This window comes from Aquitalea sp. ASV15, from assembly GCF_016429115.1.
Taxonomy (GTDB): Bacteria; Pseudomonadota; Gammaproteobacteria; order Burkholderiales; family Chromobacteriaceae; genus Aquitalea; species Aquitalea magnusonii.
On sequence record NZ_JAELTZ010000014.1, the window covers coordinates 23,451 to 41,120 of the forward strand.

Genomic DNA, 17,670 nt, shown 5'->3' on the forward strand with positions numbered 1-17,670 from the left:
AGAGGAAACTCACGGTGAGAAAACCCAACTGGAAATATCGCTACGCCAGCAATCTGGATGAAGCCATCGAATTGTGTGCCGACCACGCTGCCGACAAGCTGCGCCGTCCGGCCAAAGTCATGGCCGACCTGATGGGCGTGGAACTCAAGACCTACTACCGCTGGCTGGCCGAATCCTCCATGCCGCTTAACCGCCTGCGTCAGTTTGAAGCCTTCACCGGAGCAAGCTACATCAGCGACTACCTGTGCCTGGCCCATGGTGACAAGGTGGTCATCCGCATAGCCAGCGGCAAAAAGGCCGACCACACCGACCTTGCCGATCTGCACGCCAGCTTTGCCGATGCCATGTCCCTGCTGGTGCGCTTTTACCAGCATGGCGAATCGCTGGACGAAACGGTGGACGCCCTCACCGGCATCCTGTCCCGGCTGGCCTTCCAGCGCGAAAACATCAGCAAGAGCAGCGAACCGGAACTGGCCCTGTTCGGGAGCGAAACATGACGCCCCGCCAGTACAGCGCCACCGAGCTGCTGGCCCTCAAACTGCCGGTACTGCCCAGCAGCAAGGTCGCCCTGCTCGCCCGTGCCGACAAGGAGCACTGGTCCTATCAGGAAAGCCGTGGCCGTGGCGGGAAACGCAGGCTCTATACCCCACCAGCCTATGTGATGGACGCCATGCGCCAAACGCAGGCCAGCAGCCTGATCAACAGCGAGCCCGCTCCTCCACCGGCACCCCTGCCTGCCGCAGCAGAAACCACCACCCAATCCCTCTGCGCCGATGCCCGTCTTGGCGTGCTGCAGGTCTTGCAATCGCTGATGCAGCGCACCGGCTACCCGCTGAAAAAAGCCGCCGCCCTGCTGCTGGACATGGCCAGGCTTGGTACGGCCAGCGAGCAGCTGCAGTCCATGCTGAAACTGGCGCGTGACGAGCGGGGCCGGCCCAGCCCGGATGGGCTACCCAGCGTGCGCAGCCTGCTGCGGCTGGCCGAATACCAGCAGCAAGGGCGCTTGGCTCCGGCGCAGCGCCAGCCGCAGCTGACGGTGCCACCGTGGGCTGCCAGCTTCATGCGCCATTACCAGCGCCCGGAAAAACCCACGCTGGAACACGCTTACCGCCAGTTTGCTGCGCAATGGCAGGCCGAACAGGGCCAAGCTGACCTGCCCAGCGTGTGGCAGGTACGGCGCTTTGTCAGCAAGGTGGGTGAAATCAGCCGCCACAGCGGCCGCATGGGCGAGCGCGAACTCAAAACCCTCAAGCCCTTCATCCGCCGCAGCTTTGCCGACTTATTGCCGGGCGACATCTATAGCGCCGACGGCCACACCTTCGACGCCGAAGTGCAGCACCCGCTGCATGGCCGCCCTTTCCGCCCGGAAATCACCACCCTGGTGGATATCGCCACCCGCAAGGCGGTGGGCTGGTCGGTGGGGCTGGCGGAAAGTGCGCTGGTGGTGCTGGACGCGCTGCGCGATGCCTGCCTTAAGCACGGCATTCCGGCGGTGTTTTATGTCGACAACGGTAGCGGCTACAAAAACCAGATGATGCTGGACACCGCCACCGGCTTCATGGCACGGCTGGGCATCGAGATGATCAACAGCCTGCCCTACAACTCCCAGGCCCGCGGGGTGATAGAACGGCTGCACCACAGCATCTGGGTCAATGCAGCCAAAACCCTGCCAGGCTATGTCGGCCGGGACATGGACAAACAGGCCCGGCAAAGCAGCTTCAAGATCACCCGCCACGCCATCCGCCAGTCCGGCAAACACGGCAGCGCCGCCGCCATGCCACTGCTGGGCTGGACCGATTTTGTGCAGTTTTGCAATCAGCAAGTGGCTGACTATAACGCCCGCCCGCACCGCAGCCTGCCACGCATTGCCGACCCGGCCACAGGCCGCCGTCGCCACATGAGCCCGGACGAACAATGGGCTGCACATGTCGCCCAGGGCTTTATGCCGCACAGCATCAGTGACGACGAAGCCCGCCCGCTGTTCCGCCCGCAACTGCTGCGCACCGTGCGCCGCTGCGAAATCGAACTGCTGGGCAAGCGCTACTTTGCCCGTGCCCTGGAAGAACACCACGGCGAGCAGCTGCCTGTCGGCTACGACATCCACGACCCCGGCCGCGTGTGGGTGTACGACGCCGCCGGCCGCTACCTGTGCAGCGCCGAGCTGAACGGCAACCAGCGCGACTACCTGCCGCGCAGCCTGCTGCAACAAGCCCGCGACAAGCGTGCCCAGGGCCGCGAACGCCGCCTGCAACAGCAGCTGGCGGAAGTGCACGCCGAACGGCAAGGCCAGCCCGCCCTCACCCTGCAAGCTGACGAAGTGCTGCCCGGCCTGCGCGGGGCCGATATCGCCGGGGCTTTCGAACGCCTGCACAGCAGCCCGGCCAGCACGCCGACAGCCAGAGCAGACGGTTTTGCCGTGCCCGCCGAGCCGCAACAACGCCTGCAACTGCACCGCCAGCTGACTGCCAGCGCCGCGCCGCTCAGCCCACAGCAACAACGCTGGCTGGCCAGCTACGCCAAGAGCCACGAATACAAGGTATTGCACCAGAAAACCGCCTGAGGACCGCCATGACCCACCCGCACAGCCACCGCATCGCCCCCATTGCCAACCTCGACCTGGTCGCGGTGGTGATGGAAAAACTGGTCAACCGCCAGGACAGCCTGCCCGGTCTGGCCGTCTACTACGGCCCCTCCGGCTGGGGCAAAACCACCGCCACCGTGGCGGTGGCCAACCGTAGCCGCGCCTATTACGTGCAACTGCGCAGCGCCTGGAGCCGCAAGACCCTGCTGGAAAAAATCCTGTTTGAAATGGGCATCAAGCCCGGCGGCACCATCCCCGCGCTGCTCGACCAGATCTGCGAACAACTGGCCGCCAGCCGCCGCCCGCTCATCCTGGACGAGTTTGATTACTGCGCCGACAAGCACGGCATGATCGAACTGGTGCGCGATATCTACGAAGGCAGCCAGTCCAGCCTGCTGCTGGTGGGCGAAGAACAACTGCCGCACAAGCTCAAGCGCTTCGAGCGCTTCCATGGCCGCGTGCTGTCCTGGCTGCCTGCCGCCGCCGTCAGCCTGGCCGACAGCCGCCAGCTGGCCGCCATCTACTGCCCGGACATCCCGCTGGCCGACGACCTGCTGCAACACCTGGTGGCCCTCAGCCACGGCAGCGTGCGCCGCGTGTCGGTGAATCTGGTCAATGTCTACGACACCGCCCTGGTGGAAGGCCTGGACAGTGTGGACCTGGCCGCCTGGGGCCAGCGCCCGCTATACACCGGCGAAGCCCCGCGCCGTCATGGCAGCGCCGCGTAAGGAGCCCGCCATGAAAACCCCGCTCCCGAACCGCCTGCCCGCCCAGCTGGAACAGCGCGGTGGCAAAAGCAAACGCCAGCGCATCTGGGAAGCCATCCGCGCCCGGCAACAAGACCTCAGCGTTGCCGAACTGGCCAGCGCCAGCGGCGTGGACAACGCCACCACCATCAGCTATCTGCGCGCACTGGAAAAAGGCGGCTACCTGCACGCCCATAGCCCGGCCAGCCGCAATGGCACCGGCAAACGCTACCGGCTGATGCGTGACAACGGCGTGGAAGCCCCGCGCCTGAACAAAAACGGCCAGCCAGTCAGCCAGGGCAACGGCAACGAAACCCTGTGGCGCACCATGCGCATCCTCGGCCAGTTCAACAGCCGCGAGCTGATCCAGCATGCCGCCAGTGCCGGCATCCACATTGCCGACGACAGCGCCAACATCTATCTGCGCACCCTGTACCGCGCCGGTTATTTGCAACTGCTGGAAGCCTCGCGCCCGCTGGGCGTGGGCAAGGGCAAAACCCTCAACCGCTACCGCCTGCTGCCCGGCAAATACACCGGCCCGCGCCCGCCCATGATCCAGCGCAGCAAATGCGTGTACGACCCCAACCTGGCCAGGGTGGTCTGGCAAGAGGACATCCGCCATGACGACGACTGACCCGCACTGGCTGGGCCTGCTACGCCGTGCCGCCACAGCCAGCAGCATCGGCCAGCTGGCCAAGCGCCTGGGCTACAGCCGCACCACCCTCAGCCTGGTGCTGGCCGGCAAATACCCCGGCGACACCCGCCATGTGGCGCGCAAGGCGCTGGCGCTGCTGGACAGCTGCCACTGCCCCTGGCTGCAACAGTCCATCCCGCAGCAAGACTGCCGCGCCATCGCCCTGGCCCAGGCCCCCACCCATCACCCCGGCAAGCTCGCCCACTGGCGCGCCTGCCAGCACTGCCCGCAACGCCCACAAGGAGAAGGAGAACGCCATGACGCCAACCATCCTGCCTGACCGCACCGTGCCGCCGCATGTGCAGGACAACGCCAGCATGCTGCTGGCCGCGCTGCGCATTGCCCAGGCAGTGCGCCAGCTCACCGACCGCGGCCTGTCCGTGGTCAGCGCCAGCCTGCAGCACACCGAGCGCCCCACCATCCGCATCCGCACCAGCCCGCGCTGCCAACGGCTGATCGCCAGCGGCGACGCCGTCTACTACAGCTTTGGCCACGACACCTATTTCGGCCACTACCGCCAGGGGCAGTTCCAGCTGGAAGGCTGCCGCATTGTCTGGACCGAGTTCGGCCACTAACCCGTCAGGAGACCACCATGCACGACACCCCCGTCACGCAAGACTACCGCAGCCTGCGCCGCCACACCGGGCTGAACCAGCAACAGTTCTGGAGCCGGGTTTTCGTCACCCAGTCCGGCGGCAGCCGCTACGAGAACGAACGCAGCGTCCCGGCCCCGGTGGCCGAACTGGTGCGCCTGCATCATCAACTGGGCATCGACACCAGCAAGATCACCCCGGCCAATGCTGCCCTGGTGCGCAGCCTGCTGGCTGGCGATATCGACAGCGCCATGCTGGAAGCCACCGCCCAGCGCTGCCGGCTGGTGATGGCTGCCCTGGGCAACGGGGCCAGCGAACTGCTCACCCTCAGCGGCCAGATCACCCAGGTACTGGGCAACAACACGGAGGCCCGGCCATGAGCACCCCACAAGGCTACAAACAGGACGCCCGTGGCCGGCTGGTGCCGCTGGAACACATCAAGCCGATCGACCTGGCACGGGACGAATTGGTCAACGACATCGTCAGCCGCGCCCGTCTGCTCAACCGCAGCCTGGCCGAGTTCAAAACCGCCGTATTCGGGGACATCAACGCCTTTGTCGAACTGTCCGGCGAACGCTATGGCGCCAAGCTGGGCGGGTCCAAAGGCAATGTCACGCTGCTCAGCTTTGATGGCCGCTACAAGCTGCTGCGCGCCATCCAGGACACGCTGGCTTTCGACGAAGGGCTGCAAGCCGCCAAAAGCCTGATCGACGAATGCCTGCATGAGTGGACAGAAGACGCCCGCAGCGAAATCCGCGCCATCGTCGGCGACGCCTTCAATGTCGACAAGGCCGGCAACATTTCAACCGGCCGCATCCTCGGCCTGCGCCGCCTCGACATCCAGGACGAGAAATGGCAGCGCGCCATGCAAGCGCTGTCCGACTCGGTGCGGGTGCAGTGCTCCAAAAGCTACATCCGCATTTATGAACGCATCGGCGACAGTGACCAGTACCAGGCGCTGCCGCTCGACATCGCAGCCGTTTAACCCCCACCACCAAGGAGCACCCCATGAACAAGCAACAACTCATCACCACCCTGGCCGACAAGGCCGGCCTCGCCAAGGTGGACGCCCTGCGCCTGGTCGACGCGCTGGAACAGACCATCCGCGAGCAAGCGCAGCAAGGCAATGAAGTCGCCTTCGCCAGTATCGGCCGCTTCAAGGTACGCACCAGCGCCGCCCGCACTGGCCGCAACCCCAAAACCGGCGAAAGCCTGGCCATCCCCGCCAAACGCAAGGTGGTGTTCCTGCCGGGCAAGGCTTTGAAGGACAGCCTCAACTAAAGCCCGGTATCGAGCCGACCGTTAAACCAGTCGGCTCCGTAACGGGTTTTAACGCCAGCAGAAGAAACAAAGGGGAAGCCGATGAAAGACCCACGCCAGGCCCTGATCGCCAAACTGCACATCGCCCGCCAGCAACTGGCCATGGCCGATGCCGACTACTGCAGCCTGCTGGCGCGCATCGTCCCCGGCTGCAGCAGCAGTACCCAGCTGGACCAGCCACAGCTAGTACAGGTGCTGGCAGAAATGCAGCGCCTGGGCTTTGTCACCAGGCCCGGTCTGCGCCATGGCAAGCGCCCCCGCCCCACGGCAGGCCGTATGGCACTGATAGGCAAGATTGAGGCGCTGCTGGCCGAAGCCCGCCGCCCCTGGCCCTACGCCGACGCCATGGCCAGACGGATGTTTCAGATAGACAAGGTGGATTGGCTGGATGCGCAGCAGCTGCACAAACTGGTCGCCGCGCTGATGATAGACGCACGCCGCGCCGGGAGGAAAACCGAATGAAAGCGGAACACGCCAAGCAGCTGGAACAGCTACAGCACCTGCTACCGGAAATGGCGCAACTCATCGCCAGCCTGATCGGCCTGCCCAGGGCGCTCAAGCTGATCGAAGCCTGGGGCGGCACCACTTTTCCCATCAGCAAAAACCAGCGCCGCCAGGGACAAATCCGCTACGAAGCCCTGGCCGAGGTGGTGGGCGTGGACGCCGCCAACATCCTCACCCGTCACTTTGGCGGCGAGGTATTGGCCATCCCGCGCTGCGCCGCCGCCCTGCGCGCCATGCGCAACCAGCAGATCCGCGACAGCTTCGACACCCTCACCCGCCACCACCCCGCCAGCCACGCCGTGCACCAGCTGGCGCGGCAGTACCAGATTACGGAGAGGCAGGTGTGGAGTGTGTTGAAGACGGCAACTGACCGGACGGCGGGAGAGCAGCAAGGGCTGTTGTTCTAGGCTGAGAGGTTTACCCAAGGAGACCCCATGCACCCCATCTGGCTACCCCTGCTGGCCCTGACACTGTTCACCGGCTGCAATGACGACAAGCTCAAGACACTGGAAGCGGAAAACGCCCAGTTAAAAACGCGGCTCAGCCACTACGAAATCCATCAGGACAGCCTGGCATACCGGCTGGCCAAGCTGGCGGCAAACCGCGACATCGCCGCCAATGACAGTAATATCCAACGTGCCCAACAGCTACTGGATACCTTGCACGCACAATACGGCACCAAACCCGAGGACATCGCCACCATGCTGGGCAATGCCGACAGAATGCTCAAGGAGAAAAACAAAGCCAGCAATGTACTGGACATCATGCAGGCGGCCAGCGTGTACGGCGCAGTCGACCAACGGCAATGGATGCTGAAACAAAACGGCTTACAGCAATTTCTGGCGGCCTATGTCGGCAACAGCATCCAACTGGACGAGCCGTCACCTGTCATTACCCGCAGTCTGATTGCATTGCAAACTTCCATCATTAATATGGGTGGCAACAAACTACCATTTTAAAAGATCAAGAGGGGCGCTGCCCCTTTATTTTTTAACTCCCATCAAGATGAGAACTTACTTGCAAGTTTATCCATTATTTTATTCACCCTAGCAAGGGTATAATCATCTTCAACACCAGAATACTCAGCAATATTCAGATATTGGCCAAATACAAACTGCTTCGTTTCAGGATTTGCATGTTTCACCCTGATCTTATCAAACATCCCCTTGAGTGTATCTCTACCAGCCCGAATAATCTCACACATCCTTTCCATATCAGTCGCAGAAATAACAAACCTTTCATTTTCTGCCAAATAATCCGAACCCAAAACCATATCTCCACTAGTTAAAATCACCCCAACAACATCCAAGTCTTTATCACTATTAATTATCGTTTTTTCAACATTTTCAAGCTGCTCAACCCCTTTCAGAACAGTCCCCTTTAATTTACTATTCAAAGCATTAACTTCAGCCAATGCAGGCATCTCATCGGTCAAGTGTTTATTCTTCACCTCAACAAGTAGAACAAACCCATTTTCAATGATAGCAAAATCACATACCTTACCACACACACCATACTCACTCTTCAAACCAGTCTCATCCAGAACCTTTGAAAAACTTACATTAAAAATATTACCAATGTATTGATTAAAACCTTTATCAAGCAAAGATTTTGCCCTTGCAGAAGCTTTTGAATATGCAAAATCGAATAAAAAATACTCTAAATATCTTCGCACATTAACAATTCCGAACAAATAAAGCACATCACCACGCTTTACGATTGGAAATTTATACAAACATGTCGGCTGCCACCATTCATCTGTTGTAACCTTATCACGAGCTGGCGATAGTGCTTTTACATCTTTTGCTTCAAAAAAAATTTTCTTTGAAAATTTACTTACCAAATCAATACCAAACAACGGAACCATCTTCTGTTGAAAAGCACCAACTCCAGCCTCAGGAGTACATAACAAAACCCAAGAAACACAAAGCATTTCTTTTAGTCTCTCATAATCAATTGAAAAATATGATTCAATTTCACGTATGAGATAACTACTTTTTTGCAAACCATCCAGTATTTCAAATTGTCTTGTAAACGCATAAAAATCGGATGTCACCTGATAGGGAAGCTGAGATAGAAACAACTGCCGAAGGAATAAATGTAAACTCCCGCCAATCTCCTTCACGGGAAGCTTGTCATGCTCATTTCGGCAGAAATTTATCGCATCCACTAGACCATTCTGATCTAGCAATTTATTACCATAGAAGCATGGATCATCGACCAATACCCACAGTGCCATACGCTCAACAACCCATGGGGTATATTTTAAATCATCGTGAGACTTCACTTTCTCACTGAGCCACCAAGCAAGTCCATGCAAAACACTTTCATATTTATATTTACGCAGTCTATTCCGCACACGCTTTGCAAAATCTCGATATAACTGATCATGGTTTGTCTTCATACAACCCCCTTAAATTCAATTTGCATATACTACTCCTAACTGAAGGCAATCACAGGGGTCACTACTAAAGTGGCTGAGATCATTGGCTCATTACAACCTTGCGTGAATGATCCAAACATGGCCAGCCGCCTTCTTTCCGACCTTCACCCCGACCTGCAGCCCCTGGCGCAGGCTTTTGTGCGCCAGTGCGCCGATGCCGGGGTAGACGTGTTGATTTACTGCACCTGGCGTTCCGGGGCCGAGCAGGATGCCCTGTACGCCCAGGGCCGTAGCAAGCCTGGGCCAAAAGTCACCAATGCCCGCGCCGGGCAGTCCGCCCACAACCACACAATCCAGGGCAAGGCCGCGTCGCGCGCTTTTGATGCCGTACCTATGGTGGGCGGCAAACCGCAATGGGATGCCCGTCACCCGCACTGGCAGGTGATGGGCAGGATTGGCGAGGCGCTGGGGCTGAACTGGTATGGCAACCCCAAAGCCAAGTTCCGCGAGTTTCCGCATTTTGAATTGGCCAAGGGGTGGCAGTAATGGGCTGGCTGGACCTGATTCGCAATCCAGCCAGCGGGCGGCTGTCTACCAGTGACAGCACGCTGGTGGGGGCATTCGTAGTCAGCTCGCTGGTACTGCTGTGGATTACTGTGCAGGGCAAGCTGGATGAATGGCTGTATGTCGGTTATCTGGCGGCCTGGGTGGCGCAGAACCAGGCGTCAAAGCGGGCGGCCATCGCCCGTGATGCCTTGCAGCAGGAGGAGCGGCCATGACGCTGCCCTTTGCCAACCGTCGCTGGGTGTGGCTGCTGGGTGCTACTACCCTGGCTGCCGGACTGTTCACCGCCGGCTACCGCTGGGCAGAGCGTGGCTATCTGGCCGATATCGCCCTGCAGCAAGCCGCCCATGCCGAGCAACAGCGCCAGCAGGCAGAAGCCCAGGCCGAAGCGCTGGCCAGCGCGCTGCGTGACAAACAGCAATTGGAGGAACAGGCCTATCAGGTGGGCGTGGCGCTGTTGCAAGCCCGTGCCGAGCTGGCCCGCAGCCAGGCACAACTCAGCAGGAGGATTGCCCATGTCGTACAGCAGGATGGCGAGCGTTTTACTGGCCTTGGCCCTGACAGCTTGCGCCTCTACCGCGCCGCACTCGGTTACGCCAGTGCCGATGAATATCTGCCCGCAGCCGACGCCAGAGCTGCGGTTCAAGCCGATCAAACCGCCGCCCCCGCAGGCGGATTACCCCCCTTAGCCCTGCTGACCCACGCGGTGGATTACGGCCAGTGGTGCCAGCAGCTGGAACAGCAACTGGATGGCTGGCTGGCGCTGTTTCCGCCCACCCAAGGAGAAGCCCATGCCGGACCATGAAGAACTGCAACGTGCGCTGGGGCGCATGGAGGGCAAGATGGACCTGATGCTGGCACGGCAGAACATCCACAACGACCGTATCGACAAGATGGACGGCCGCCTGCGTGACGTGGAAATCCGCGCCTCCAAGAACGGGGCCATCAGCGGGGCCATTGCTGCCATAGGCACCGCCATTGCGGCGGAAATGATCAAGCGTGGAATCCTGTAGTGGCACACGGGCAGGACACCCGCGACAAGCTGCGCCGCCTGGTTGTGATGGAGCGCATCAGCCTGGAAATTGCCGCCCTGCAATGCGGTGTTTCCCAGTCCACTGCCAGCCGCTGGAAGCGCGAGGCACTGGACAAGGGCGACGACTGGGACAAGCTGCGCGCCGCCCACCTGCTGGCCGGTGATGGCATCGAAGCCGTGGCCCGCGCCGCGCTGGCCGGTTTCATGACCCAGTACCAGGCCACCATGGACGCGCTGAACGCCAACCCGGACATTCCCCCGGAAAAGAAGGTGCAGATTCTGGCCAGCCTGGCGGATTCATTTAATAAAACGGTGGCCGCCAGCAAGCGCGTGCTGCCGGAAACCAGCCAGCTGGCCACGGCGATGGAGGTAGTGCAGAAGCTGGCCGGGTTTATCCGGGAGCGTTACCCCAAACACGCCCAGGCCTTTGTCGAGGTGCTGGAGCCGTTTGGGGAGGAGCTGGCGAGGGCGTATGGCTAAGAAATGAAACTATCTACAAGACTCATGATTGTATGGACATCGGGGAATGCATCAATTCCTTTCTCAACAAGTTTACTGGTTAATGCTTTAAGTGCCTCCCCAGGCATTTCTTTTAGTTGATCCATAAATTGCTTCTTTTCACTTTTACTAAGATTAGAGCTCATTATTTTCGCTTCAATAAGATCACGAATCGTATCTGCATGAAGCTTTACAGTAACAGTATTCAAAATTGCAGAAAGGCCGCCATCCTGCTCCAAAAAATCAAGCCCCTTTGCAGTAATTCTGACTGGTAGATCAGCGACAAACCACGCTCCACTATCTGCCGGATCACCATCTACATAAACAAGCAGGCCGTGCTCACCTAAATAAGCAGTATTTGCAAATAAATCTTCAGTAATATTATCGAACCCGGAGTAATCCTGATCACACAATACAACCCCTTCTGGATCTGTATATTTTTCCCTTAATTTTTCCAGAATATGTTTCTGCAGGGCTCGATTCAGTTTCATGATCAACCTCCAAGTGAAAAAATGACATGAGCAAGCTTACCAAAAAATCCTTCCTGCAGGACCTCGCCCAGCTGGCCGCCGCCTACCGCAGCCAACTGGAGGCCGAATGCGAAGGCTTCGACCCGGACCCGGCCGCCAGTCAGGCGCGCCGGCTGCAGGCCATGGCCAGCTTCCGCTTTTTTGCCCTCACCTACTTTCCCCACTACACCCGGCGTGAGCCAGCGCGGCTGCACGACTATCTGTTCACCCGCTTCCAGCAGATCATCGACAACCAGGCTGGCGACCACGACGCGGTGGCTGCGCCGCGTGGCCATGCCAAGTCCACGCTGATTACCCAGATCGGCACGTTGTGGTGCGTCATCACCGGCCGCAAGCACTACCCCATTCTGGTGATGGACGCGCTGGACCAGGCATTGCCGATGCTGGAAGCCATCAAGGCCGAGCTGGAGTTCAACCCGCGCCTGCTGCGCGACTTTCCCGAAGCCTGCGGCCAGGGCCGGGTGTGGCAGGTGGGCACCATCCTCACCCGCAATGACGCCAAGATAGAAGTGTTCGGCTCCGGCAAGCGTATCCGTGGTCGGCGGCACGGGCCGTGGCGGCCGGATCTGGTGATCGGCGACGATCTGGAAAACGACGACAATGTGCGCAGCCCGGAACAGCGTGACAAGCTGCATGCCTGGCTCAACAAGAGCCTGCTGTCACTGGGCGATGCCGACGACAGCCTGGACGTGTTCATCATCGGCACCATCCTGCATTATGACTCGGTACTGGCACGGCTGCTGGCCAACCCGCTATGGCACGGGGCCAAGTTCCGCGCCGTGGAGCAGTGGCCGGAGCGCATGGACCTGTGGGACCACTGGACCGAGCTGCTGTTGTCGCAGGGCGTGGACGCCGCCCTTGCCTACTACCAGGCCCACCAGCCGGACATGGACGCCGGGGTGCAAATCTGCTGGCCGGGCGGCACCAGCTTTTACCAGTTGATGGTGAAGCGCGCCCGCGATGGCAAGGCGGCATTCGACAGCGAGCAGCAGAACGACCCGCTGTCCGGCGACGATGCCCCGTTTGCCCAGTGCATCCACTTCTGGGTCAACCGCCTGGCCGAGTGGATGTTTTACGGGGCCTGCGACCCCTCGCTGGGCCGGGCCGGTGCCAGCCGCGACCCATCGGCCATTCTGGTAGGTGGCTACAACCGCCACAGCGGCGTGCTGGATGTGGTGGAAGCCAGCATCCGCAAGCGCCTGCCGGACCGCATCATTGAAGACGTCATCGCCTTGCAGCAGCAATACCACTGCCTGCTGTGGCTGGTGGAGTCGGTGCAGTTCCAGGAATTCATGCGCACCGAGCTGGTAAAGCGCGCTGCCGCCCGTGGCATCCCGGTGCCGGCGCGTGGCGTCACGCCGATTGCCGACAAGCTGCTGCGCATCGAAACCCTGCAGCCGCACATGGCCAATGGCCTGATCCGCCTGCATCCCTCGCAGCACACGCTGATCGACCAGCTGCGCCACTTTCCCAAGGCCGACCACGACGACGGCCCGGACGCGCTGCAGATGCTGTGGGCTGCCGCGATTGGAGGTTGCGGAGCCATTGCCTATACCCCGGTTCACCGCGAACAGGCCGCTGCCTTTGGCGGCGGTGCCTGGTAGGAGTTGCCATGTCCCGTCTGCTAGACCAATACGGCCAGCCCATCCAGCGCGCAGTGCTGGCCGAGGAACAAACCGCCCGCATCGGCTGGGTGACGCGGGAGTTTGCCGAGCACCCTTCCCGTGGCCTCACCCCGGCACGGCTGCACCGCGTGCTGGAAGAAGCCGAACAGGGCGTGCTCAGCGCCCAGGCCGACCTGTTTACCGACATGGAAGAAAAGGACGGCCACATCTTTGCCGAGATGAGCAAGCGCAAGCGCGTGCTGCTGACGCTGGATTGGTCTGTCGAAGCGCCGCCACAGGCCAGTGCCGCCGAGAAGACGCTGGCCGGCCGCCTGCAGGAGTGGCTGGAAAACATGCCAGAGCTGGACGATGTGCTGCTGGACTGTCTGGACGGCATCGGCCACGGCTTTGCCGCGCTGGAAATTCAGTGGCAGCAGCTGGGCCGGGAATGGCTACCGGAACGGCTGAGCCATCGGCCACAGCGCTGGTTCCAGACCCTGCCGAGCGATGGCAATGCGCTGCGCCTGCGCGATGGCACCATGGAAGGCGCGGAACTGTGGCCCTTCGGCTGGGTACTGCACCAGCACCGCGCCAAGTCTGGCTATCTCACCCGCGCCGGACTGCATCGCATCCTGTGCTGGCCTTATCTGTTCAAGAACTACGCGGTGCGCGATCTGGCCGAGTTTCTGGAAATCTACGGCCTGCCGCTGCGGCTGGGCAAATACCCCAGCGGCGCCACCGATGCCGAAAAAGCCACCCTGCTGCAGGCGGTGGCGGGCATTGGCCACAACGCGGCCGGCATCATCCCGGAAGGCATGCTGATCGAGTTTCAGGAAGCGGCCAAGGGCAGTCATGAGCCCTTCCAGGCAATGATGGACTGGTGCGAACGCACCCAGAGCAAAGCCATTCTGGGCGGCACCCTCACCAGCCAGGCCGACGGCAAGACCAGCACCAACGCGCTGGGGCAGATCCACAACGAAGTGCGCCACGACCTCACCGTCAGCGATGCCCGCCAGCTGGAAGGCACCCTCACCCGCGATCTGCTCTACCCGCTGGCCGTGCTCAACAGCGGCCAGATCGACCCGCGCCGCCTGCCACGCCTGGTATTCGACACCCGCGCGGTGGAAGACATGGCCAGCTATGCCGACAGCCTGCCCAAGCTGGTGGGACTGGGCCTGAAAGTGCCGGTTAGCTGGGTGCGTGACAAACTGGCCATCCCGGCCCCGGTGGAAGATGAAGAAGTGCTCAGCACCCCGCGGCCAGAGTTGGCCCTGCCACCGGCACTGCGGCCAGCGGCCAAACCCGACAAGGCGGCGCTGCATTACCGTGCAGTGCTGCGCAATAGTGAGGGCGAACTGGTCTACCCGGACCAGCAGGCCATCGACGACATCGCGCTGCCGCAGCTGGACAGCGCCGTGCAGCAGCTGCTCGCCCCGCTGATTTCCCGCATCCAGTCCGGCGAGCACCCGGACAGCGTGCTGGCCAGCCTGGCCACCGCCTGGCCGGAGCTGGACGACAGCCAGCTGCAGCAGCTGCTGGCCCAGGCCATCTTTGTGGCCGATGTGTGGGGCCGCCTGCATGGCGAACGCTGACTTAAGCTTTGCCATCGGCCTGCCGCCAGAGCAGGCCATCCGCTACTTCGAGGCCAAGGGCTACACCATCGGCTTTAACTGGCAGGAGGTGTGGGGCGAAGCCCACGCCCGCGCCTTTACCGTTGCCGGCGTCACCAAGCTCGACATCCTGGCCGACATCAAGCAGGCACTGGGCGAAGCGTTAAGCAAGGGTGAGACCCTGGCTGACTTCCAGCACCGCCTGCAACCCTTGCTGGAAGCCAAGGGCTGGTGGGGCAAGGGCCGCATCGTCGACCAGGACAGCGGCGAAATCATCGGCAAGCGGCTGAACCCGCGTCGGCTCGACACAATCTTCCGCACCAATCTGCAGTCGGCCTATATGGCCGGGCGCTACCAGGCGCAGCTGGACAATGCCGAGGCGCGGCCGTGGTGGGAATACGTGGCGGTAATGGACAACCGCACCCGCCCCATGCACCGCCAGCTGCATGGCCGTGTATTCCGCTATGACGACCCGTTCTGGCGCAGCTTCTACCCACCCAATGGCTGGCGCTGCCGCTGCCGGGTACGCACCCGCAGCAGCGCCGACCTGAGCCGCCTGGGCCTGCAGGCCGATGACAGCAGCGGCCAGCTCGACACCGTAGACCAGCCCATCGACCGCCAGGGCAACACCCGCCCAGCCCCAGCCTGGACCAACCCGCGCACCGGCCAGCGCTTCATGGCCGATGCCGGTTTTGGCTGGAACCCCGGCCGCGCCGCCTGGCAACCGGAGCTGGACAATTACCCGGCCGACATCGCCCGCCACTACGTGCAAGGCAGCATCAGCGGGCCGGACTTCGCCCGCAGCTATACCCGGCTGGAACAAGCAGTCAGCCAATCATTAAAAGATGGGCAGGACAGCACGGTCCTACGCCAGGCGCTGGGCAGCGGCCAACGCTGGCCGGTAGGTGTACTGCAGCCAGCCGACATGTCCAGGCTGGGCACACAAAGTCAGACGGTATGGTTGTCGGATGACACGCTGATCAAACAGCTGGCCCATCGTCAGGGACAGGCGGTGGCACTGGAAGACTACTGGCGGGTGCAACAGGTGCTGGAGCAGCCCGAGCTGATTATTGGTGGCCGCGATTATCACTTGCAGTTTGTCAGGGAAAAAGACCGCTGGTGGAGCGCTGTCGTGAAGGTCACACGGGATGGCAAAGAGAATTGGCTACAGACGTTTTACCCGATGAACGACCGGGAAGTGGCCCGGCTCAGGCGTAGCGGCAAGATACTGTGGGAGAAGTAAGCCCGGGAGGGACTCCCTGTCCCCTCACGCGATCCATCTTGCGACGTCCTACGGCTGGGAGATTCACCGTGTTTCCGGGCTTAACAAGGATTATAAACCATGATCACCATCGAAGTAGACCATCAGGCGATTACTGCCGCGCTGGACAGCTTGCAACAGGCGGCAGTCAACACCACCCCCTTGATGCGCAATATCGCCGCCATCATGGCCGATGCCGTTGAAGAAAACTTTGCCCAGGAAGGCCGCCCGGCCTGGCAGGGGTTAAAGCCTTCATCCTGGCTGTCACGCGCCGGGGCGCTGACCAAGCGCGGCCATGTATCCGCCGCCCGCTTCGAGCGCAAGGTACGCGGCGGGAAAATACTGCAGGACAGCGGCCGCCTGGCCAGCAGCATTACCCAGGCCAGCGACGCCAGCAGCGCCCAGGTCGGCAGCAATGTGAAATACGCCGCCATCCACCAGTTCGGCGGTCAGACCAGCGCCCACATCATCCGCCCCCGCAACAAGAAAGCCCTGGCCTGGGCCACCGGCCGCCACCCGGTCAAACAGGTCAACCACCCCGGCAGCAAGATCCCGGCCCGGCCCTTCCTGCAGTTGACCGCTTGGGATGAGGGCGAGATAGAACGGGCGGTGGAGGACTACCTGCGCGGGGTGGTCGGGCAGTAATGGCAACAAGGCGCAGAAACGGCCGCTGGTGCGTCGCCAGTCCCCCGGATGGGGCAGTGCCGCAGCGCAGGGGTGATCGTTGAAATTAAACGGGGTTTAAACACCCAAACACGCATTACTATCTGTTGATCGGAGCCAAGGCAAAGGTGCACAATGACAAAAATGACTTATGAATAATACGGGCTTGGTCAATGTGCCAAGCAATTGAAAGGATACTACTCCATGGCACGTGATCGTACTCTGCGGTTTTCTCGAATCAACATTGTGACCCACCCGCATAAGCCAAGTGGATACGTCAAGCTTCTTAGAGCTGTTTTCCATTCTGGCCGCAGTGTGGCAATCCGTGGAGACCAGCACCTTATGATCGGTGAGATGCGGTATCTGAATTCTGACGACCCACTACAAGGTTTGTTTGGTCGTTTGTACCGTTTCGTACAAATCGACAAAGATGCTCCTTGGTTCAATGTCGAGAAGAACGATGTTGCTACGGAAGAAGAGTTGGCTCAAATCAATATTCCTGAGAATTTGCGCCCTAACTGTGAAATGTTCAATTTTGTTTTCTACCCGCGGGGGCATGCCTTCTACTTAGAAAATAAATCAGGCAAGCACTCGTTGAGTCCAGGATTTGCAACCAAGATGCTCAGGGCTTTATTCGCAGATCCTGAAGTTGTTAAAGAGTTTGGGGAAGTGGAGGTAAATGTTTTCGCAGATAAGGAGCACCTTGACAAAATCCTCCGAATACATGAACTACGTCGACTCATTATTGAAGTAAGCAAGCCTAATGCAGATGAACTCGGTAAGGCCCAAGCAAAAGTATATGGTCGCTTGGGTGCATTGAACGCACGTAAGTTGAAAATGGAAATCGTCGCCGAAAATAAAGAATCCATTGCTCTGGATGAAGACCTCAAGACAGCCGCCAAAGTGGCTGCTGCTGGTAATGGCAAGGTCATTGGCTATGGTTATACCCAAAATGGACAGCGTGTCGAAGAGTCTACTCTTGCTAAACCATGGGAAGATAGTGTGACCTATAATCCTGATTTGCAAACATCCGTGGATGCTTTGTTGACTGCTACGTCAAACCTACCAGGTCATGACTGAGAATGA

At 60.4% G+C, this 17,670-nt stretch carries 24 protein-coding genes; 22 read left to right on the top strand and 2 right to left on the bottom strand.

Annotated elements, in window-relative coordinates; genetic code table 11:
• Positions 1-14: 14 nt before the first annotated feature.
• From JHD64_RS08205 to JHD64_RS08260, 12 genes are all read left to right on the top strand, one after another.
• On the top strand, positions 15-497 hold the full coding sequence (locus tag JHD64_RS08205) for a hypothetical protein (RefSeq protein WP_199052916.1): 483 nt from the start codon (positions 15-17) through the stop codon (positions 495-497).
• Positions 494-2,560, top strand: coding sequence for a Mu transposase C-terminal domain-containing protein (locus JHD64_RS08210; RefSeq protein ID WP_199052917.1), 2,067 nt, complete (start codon positions 494-496; stop codon positions 2,558-2,560). The genes JHD64_RS08205 and JHD64_RS08210 overlap by 4 nt, the downstream gene beginning before the upstream one ends.
• Before the next feature lie 8 nt (positions 2,561-2,568).
• Positions 2,569-3,309: an AAA family ATPase gene (locus tag JHD64_RS08215; RefSeq protein ID WP_199052918.1), complete on the top strand. Its 741-nt coding sequence runs from the start codon at positions 2,569-2,571 to the stop codon at positions 3,307-3,309.
• A gap of 10 nt (positions 3,310-3,319) precedes the next feature.
• Positions 3,320-3,961, top strand: coding sequence for a helix-turn-helix domain-containing protein (locus JHD64_RS08220; RefSeq protein WP_199052919.1), 642 nt, complete (start codon positions 3,320-3,322; stop codon positions 3,959-3,961).
• Positions 3,948-4,301 (top strand): helix-turn-helix transcriptional regulator, encoded by a 354-nt coding sequence (locus JHD64_RS08225; RefSeq protein WP_199052920.1) that lies wholly within the window; start codon positions 3,948-3,950, stop codon positions 4,299-4,301. The genes JHD64_RS08220 and JHD64_RS08225 overlap by 14 nt, the downstream gene beginning before the upstream one ends.
• Positions 4,279-4,596: a hypothetical protein gene (locus JHD64_RS08230; protein WP_199052921.1), complete on the top strand. Its 318-nt coding sequence runs from the start codon at positions 4,279-4,281 to the stop codon at positions 4,594-4,596. The genes JHD64_RS08225 and JHD64_RS08230 overlap by 23 nt, the downstream gene beginning before the upstream one ends.
• A 17-nt stretch (positions 4,597-4,613) precedes the next feature.
• Entirely contained in the window at positions 4,614-4,994 is a 381-nt protein-coding gene (locus tag JHD64_RS08235) for a helix-turn-helix transcriptional regulator (RefSeq protein ID WP_199052922.1), read from the top strand.
• Positions 4,991-5,599, top strand: coding sequence for a DUF3164 family protein (locus JHD64_RS08240; protein ID WP_199052923.1), 609 nt, complete (start codon positions 4,991-4,993; stop codon positions 5,597-5,599). Before JHD64_RS08235 ends, JHD64_RS08240 begins: the two co-directional genes overlap by 4 nt.
• A gap of 23 nt (positions 5,600-5,622) precedes the next feature.
• A complete protein-coding gene (locus tag JHD64_RS08245; RefSeq protein WP_199052924.1) occupies positions 5,623-5,895 on the top strand; it encodes an HU family DNA-binding protein in 273 nt (90 codons plus the stop codon).
• Between the two features lie 81 nt (positions 5,896-5,976).
• Entirely contained in the window at positions 5,977-6,396 is a 420-nt protein-coding gene (locus tag JHD64_RS08250; RefSeq protein ID WP_199052925.1) for a gp16 family protein, read from the top strand.
• Positions 6,393-6,845 (top strand): Mor transcription activator family protein, encoded by a 453-nt coding sequence (locus JHD64_RS08255; RefSeq protein ID WP_199052926.1) that lies wholly within the window; start codon positions 6,393-6,395, stop codon positions 6,843-6,845. Before JHD64_RS08250 ends, JHD64_RS08255 begins: the two co-directional genes overlap by 4 nt.
• Positions 6,846-6,872: 27 nt before the next feature.
• A complete protein-coding gene (locus JHD64_RS08260) occupies positions 6,873-7,397 on the top strand; it encodes a hypothetical protein (RefSeq protein ID WP_199052927.1) in 525 nt (174 codons plus the stop codon).
• A 41-nt stretch (positions 7,398-7,438) separates the two neighbouring features.
• On the opposite strand, the gene JHD64_RS08265 is transcribed toward JHD64_RS08260, so the two are convergent.
• On the bottom strand, positions 7,439-8,842 hold the full coding sequence (locus JHD64_RS08265; RefSeq protein WP_199052928.1) for a hypothetical protein: 1,404 nt from the start codon (positions 8,840-8,842) through the stop codon (positions 7,439-7,441).
• A 117-nt stretch (positions 8,843-8,959) separates the two neighbouring features.
• Here JHD64_RS08265 and JHD64_RS08270 point away from each other — a divergent pair, with 117 nt between their 5' ends.
• The 5 genes from JHD64_RS08270 to JHD64_RS08290 are packed head-to-tail and all read left to right on the top strand — an operon-like array spanning position 8,960 to position 10,898.
• On the top strand, positions 8,960-9,367 hold the full coding sequence (locus JHD64_RS08270) for a M15 family metallopeptidase (protein WP_199052929.1): 408 nt from the start codon (positions 8,960-8,962) through the stop codon (positions 9,365-9,367).
• Entirely contained in the window at positions 9,367-9,600 is a 234-nt protein-coding gene (locus JHD64_RS08275) for a hypothetical protein (protein ID WP_178974043.1), read from the top strand. Before JHD64_RS08270 ends, JHD64_RS08275 begins: the two co-directional genes overlap by 1 nt.
• The gene (locus JHD64_RS08280) at positions 9,597-10,190 is read left to right on the top strand and encodes a hypothetical protein (RefSeq protein WP_199052985.1); all 594 of its coding nucleotides are present in this window, start codon (positions 9,597-9,599) and stop codon (positions 10,188-10,190) included. Before JHD64_RS08275 ends, JHD64_RS08280 begins: the two co-directional genes overlap by 4 nt.
• Complete coding sequence (locus JHD64_RS08285; protein ID WP_103523883.1) at positions 10,177-10,398, top strand: hypothetical protein; 222 nt, start codon at positions 10,177-10,179, stop codon at positions 10,396-10,398. Before JHD64_RS08280 ends, JHD64_RS08285 begins: the two co-directional genes overlap by 14 nt.
• The gene (locus JHD64_RS08290) at positions 10,398-10,898 is read left to right on the top strand and encodes a DUF1804 family protein (protein ID WP_199052930.1); all 501 of its coding nucleotides are present in this window, start codon (positions 10,398-10,400) and stop codon (positions 10,896-10,898) included. Before JHD64_RS08285 ends, JHD64_RS08290 begins: the two co-directional genes overlap by 1 nt.
• Here JHD64_RS08290 and JHD64_RS08295 read toward each other — a convergent pair.
• On the bottom strand, positions 10,895-11,407 hold the full coding sequence (locus JHD64_RS08295) for a hypothetical protein (protein ID WP_199052931.1): 513 nt from the start codon (positions 11,405-11,407) through the stop codon (positions 10,895-10,897). The two genes, JHD64_RS08290 and JHD64_RS08295, sit on opposite strands and share 4 nt — an antisense overlap.
• A 26-nt stretch (positions 11,408-11,433) precedes the next feature.
• Between JHD64_RS08295 and terL the strand changes: the two genes are divergently transcribed.
• From terL to JHD64_RS08320, 5 genes are all read left to right on the top strand, one after another.
• Positions 11,434-13,050, top strand: a complete 1,617-nt coding sequence (gene terL / locus JHD64_RS08300; protein WP_199052932.1) for a phage terminase large subunit — start codon at positions 11,434-11,436, stop codon at positions 13,048-13,050.
• A gap of 8 nt (positions 13,051-13,058) precedes the next feature.
• Positions 13,059-14,642 (top strand): DUF935 domain-containing protein, encoded by a 1,584-nt coding sequence (locus JHD64_RS08305; RefSeq protein WP_199052933.1) that lies wholly within the window; start codon positions 13,059-13,061, stop codon positions 14,640-14,642.
• Positions 14,629-15,903, top strand: coding sequence for a phage minor head protein (locus JHD64_RS08310; RefSeq protein ID WP_199052934.1), 1,275 nt, complete (start codon positions 14,629-14,631; stop codon positions 15,901-15,903). The genes JHD64_RS08305 and JHD64_RS08310 overlap by 14 nt, the downstream gene beginning before the upstream one ends.
• A 99-nt stretch (positions 15,904-16,002) precedes the next feature.
• Positions 16,003-16,566 (top strand): phage virion morphogenesis protein, encoded by a 564-nt coding sequence (locus tag JHD64_RS08315; protein WP_199052935.1) that lies wholly within the window; start codon positions 16,003-16,005, stop codon positions 16,564-16,566.
• 222 nt (positions 16,567-16,788) lie between these two features.
• Positions 16,789-17,664 (top strand): DUF4747 family protein, encoded by an 876-nt coding sequence (locus JHD64_RS08320; protein WP_199052936.1) that lies wholly within the window; start codon positions 16,789-16,791, stop codon positions 17,662-17,664.
• The last annotated feature ends 6 nt before the right edge of the window (positions 17,665-17,670 follow it).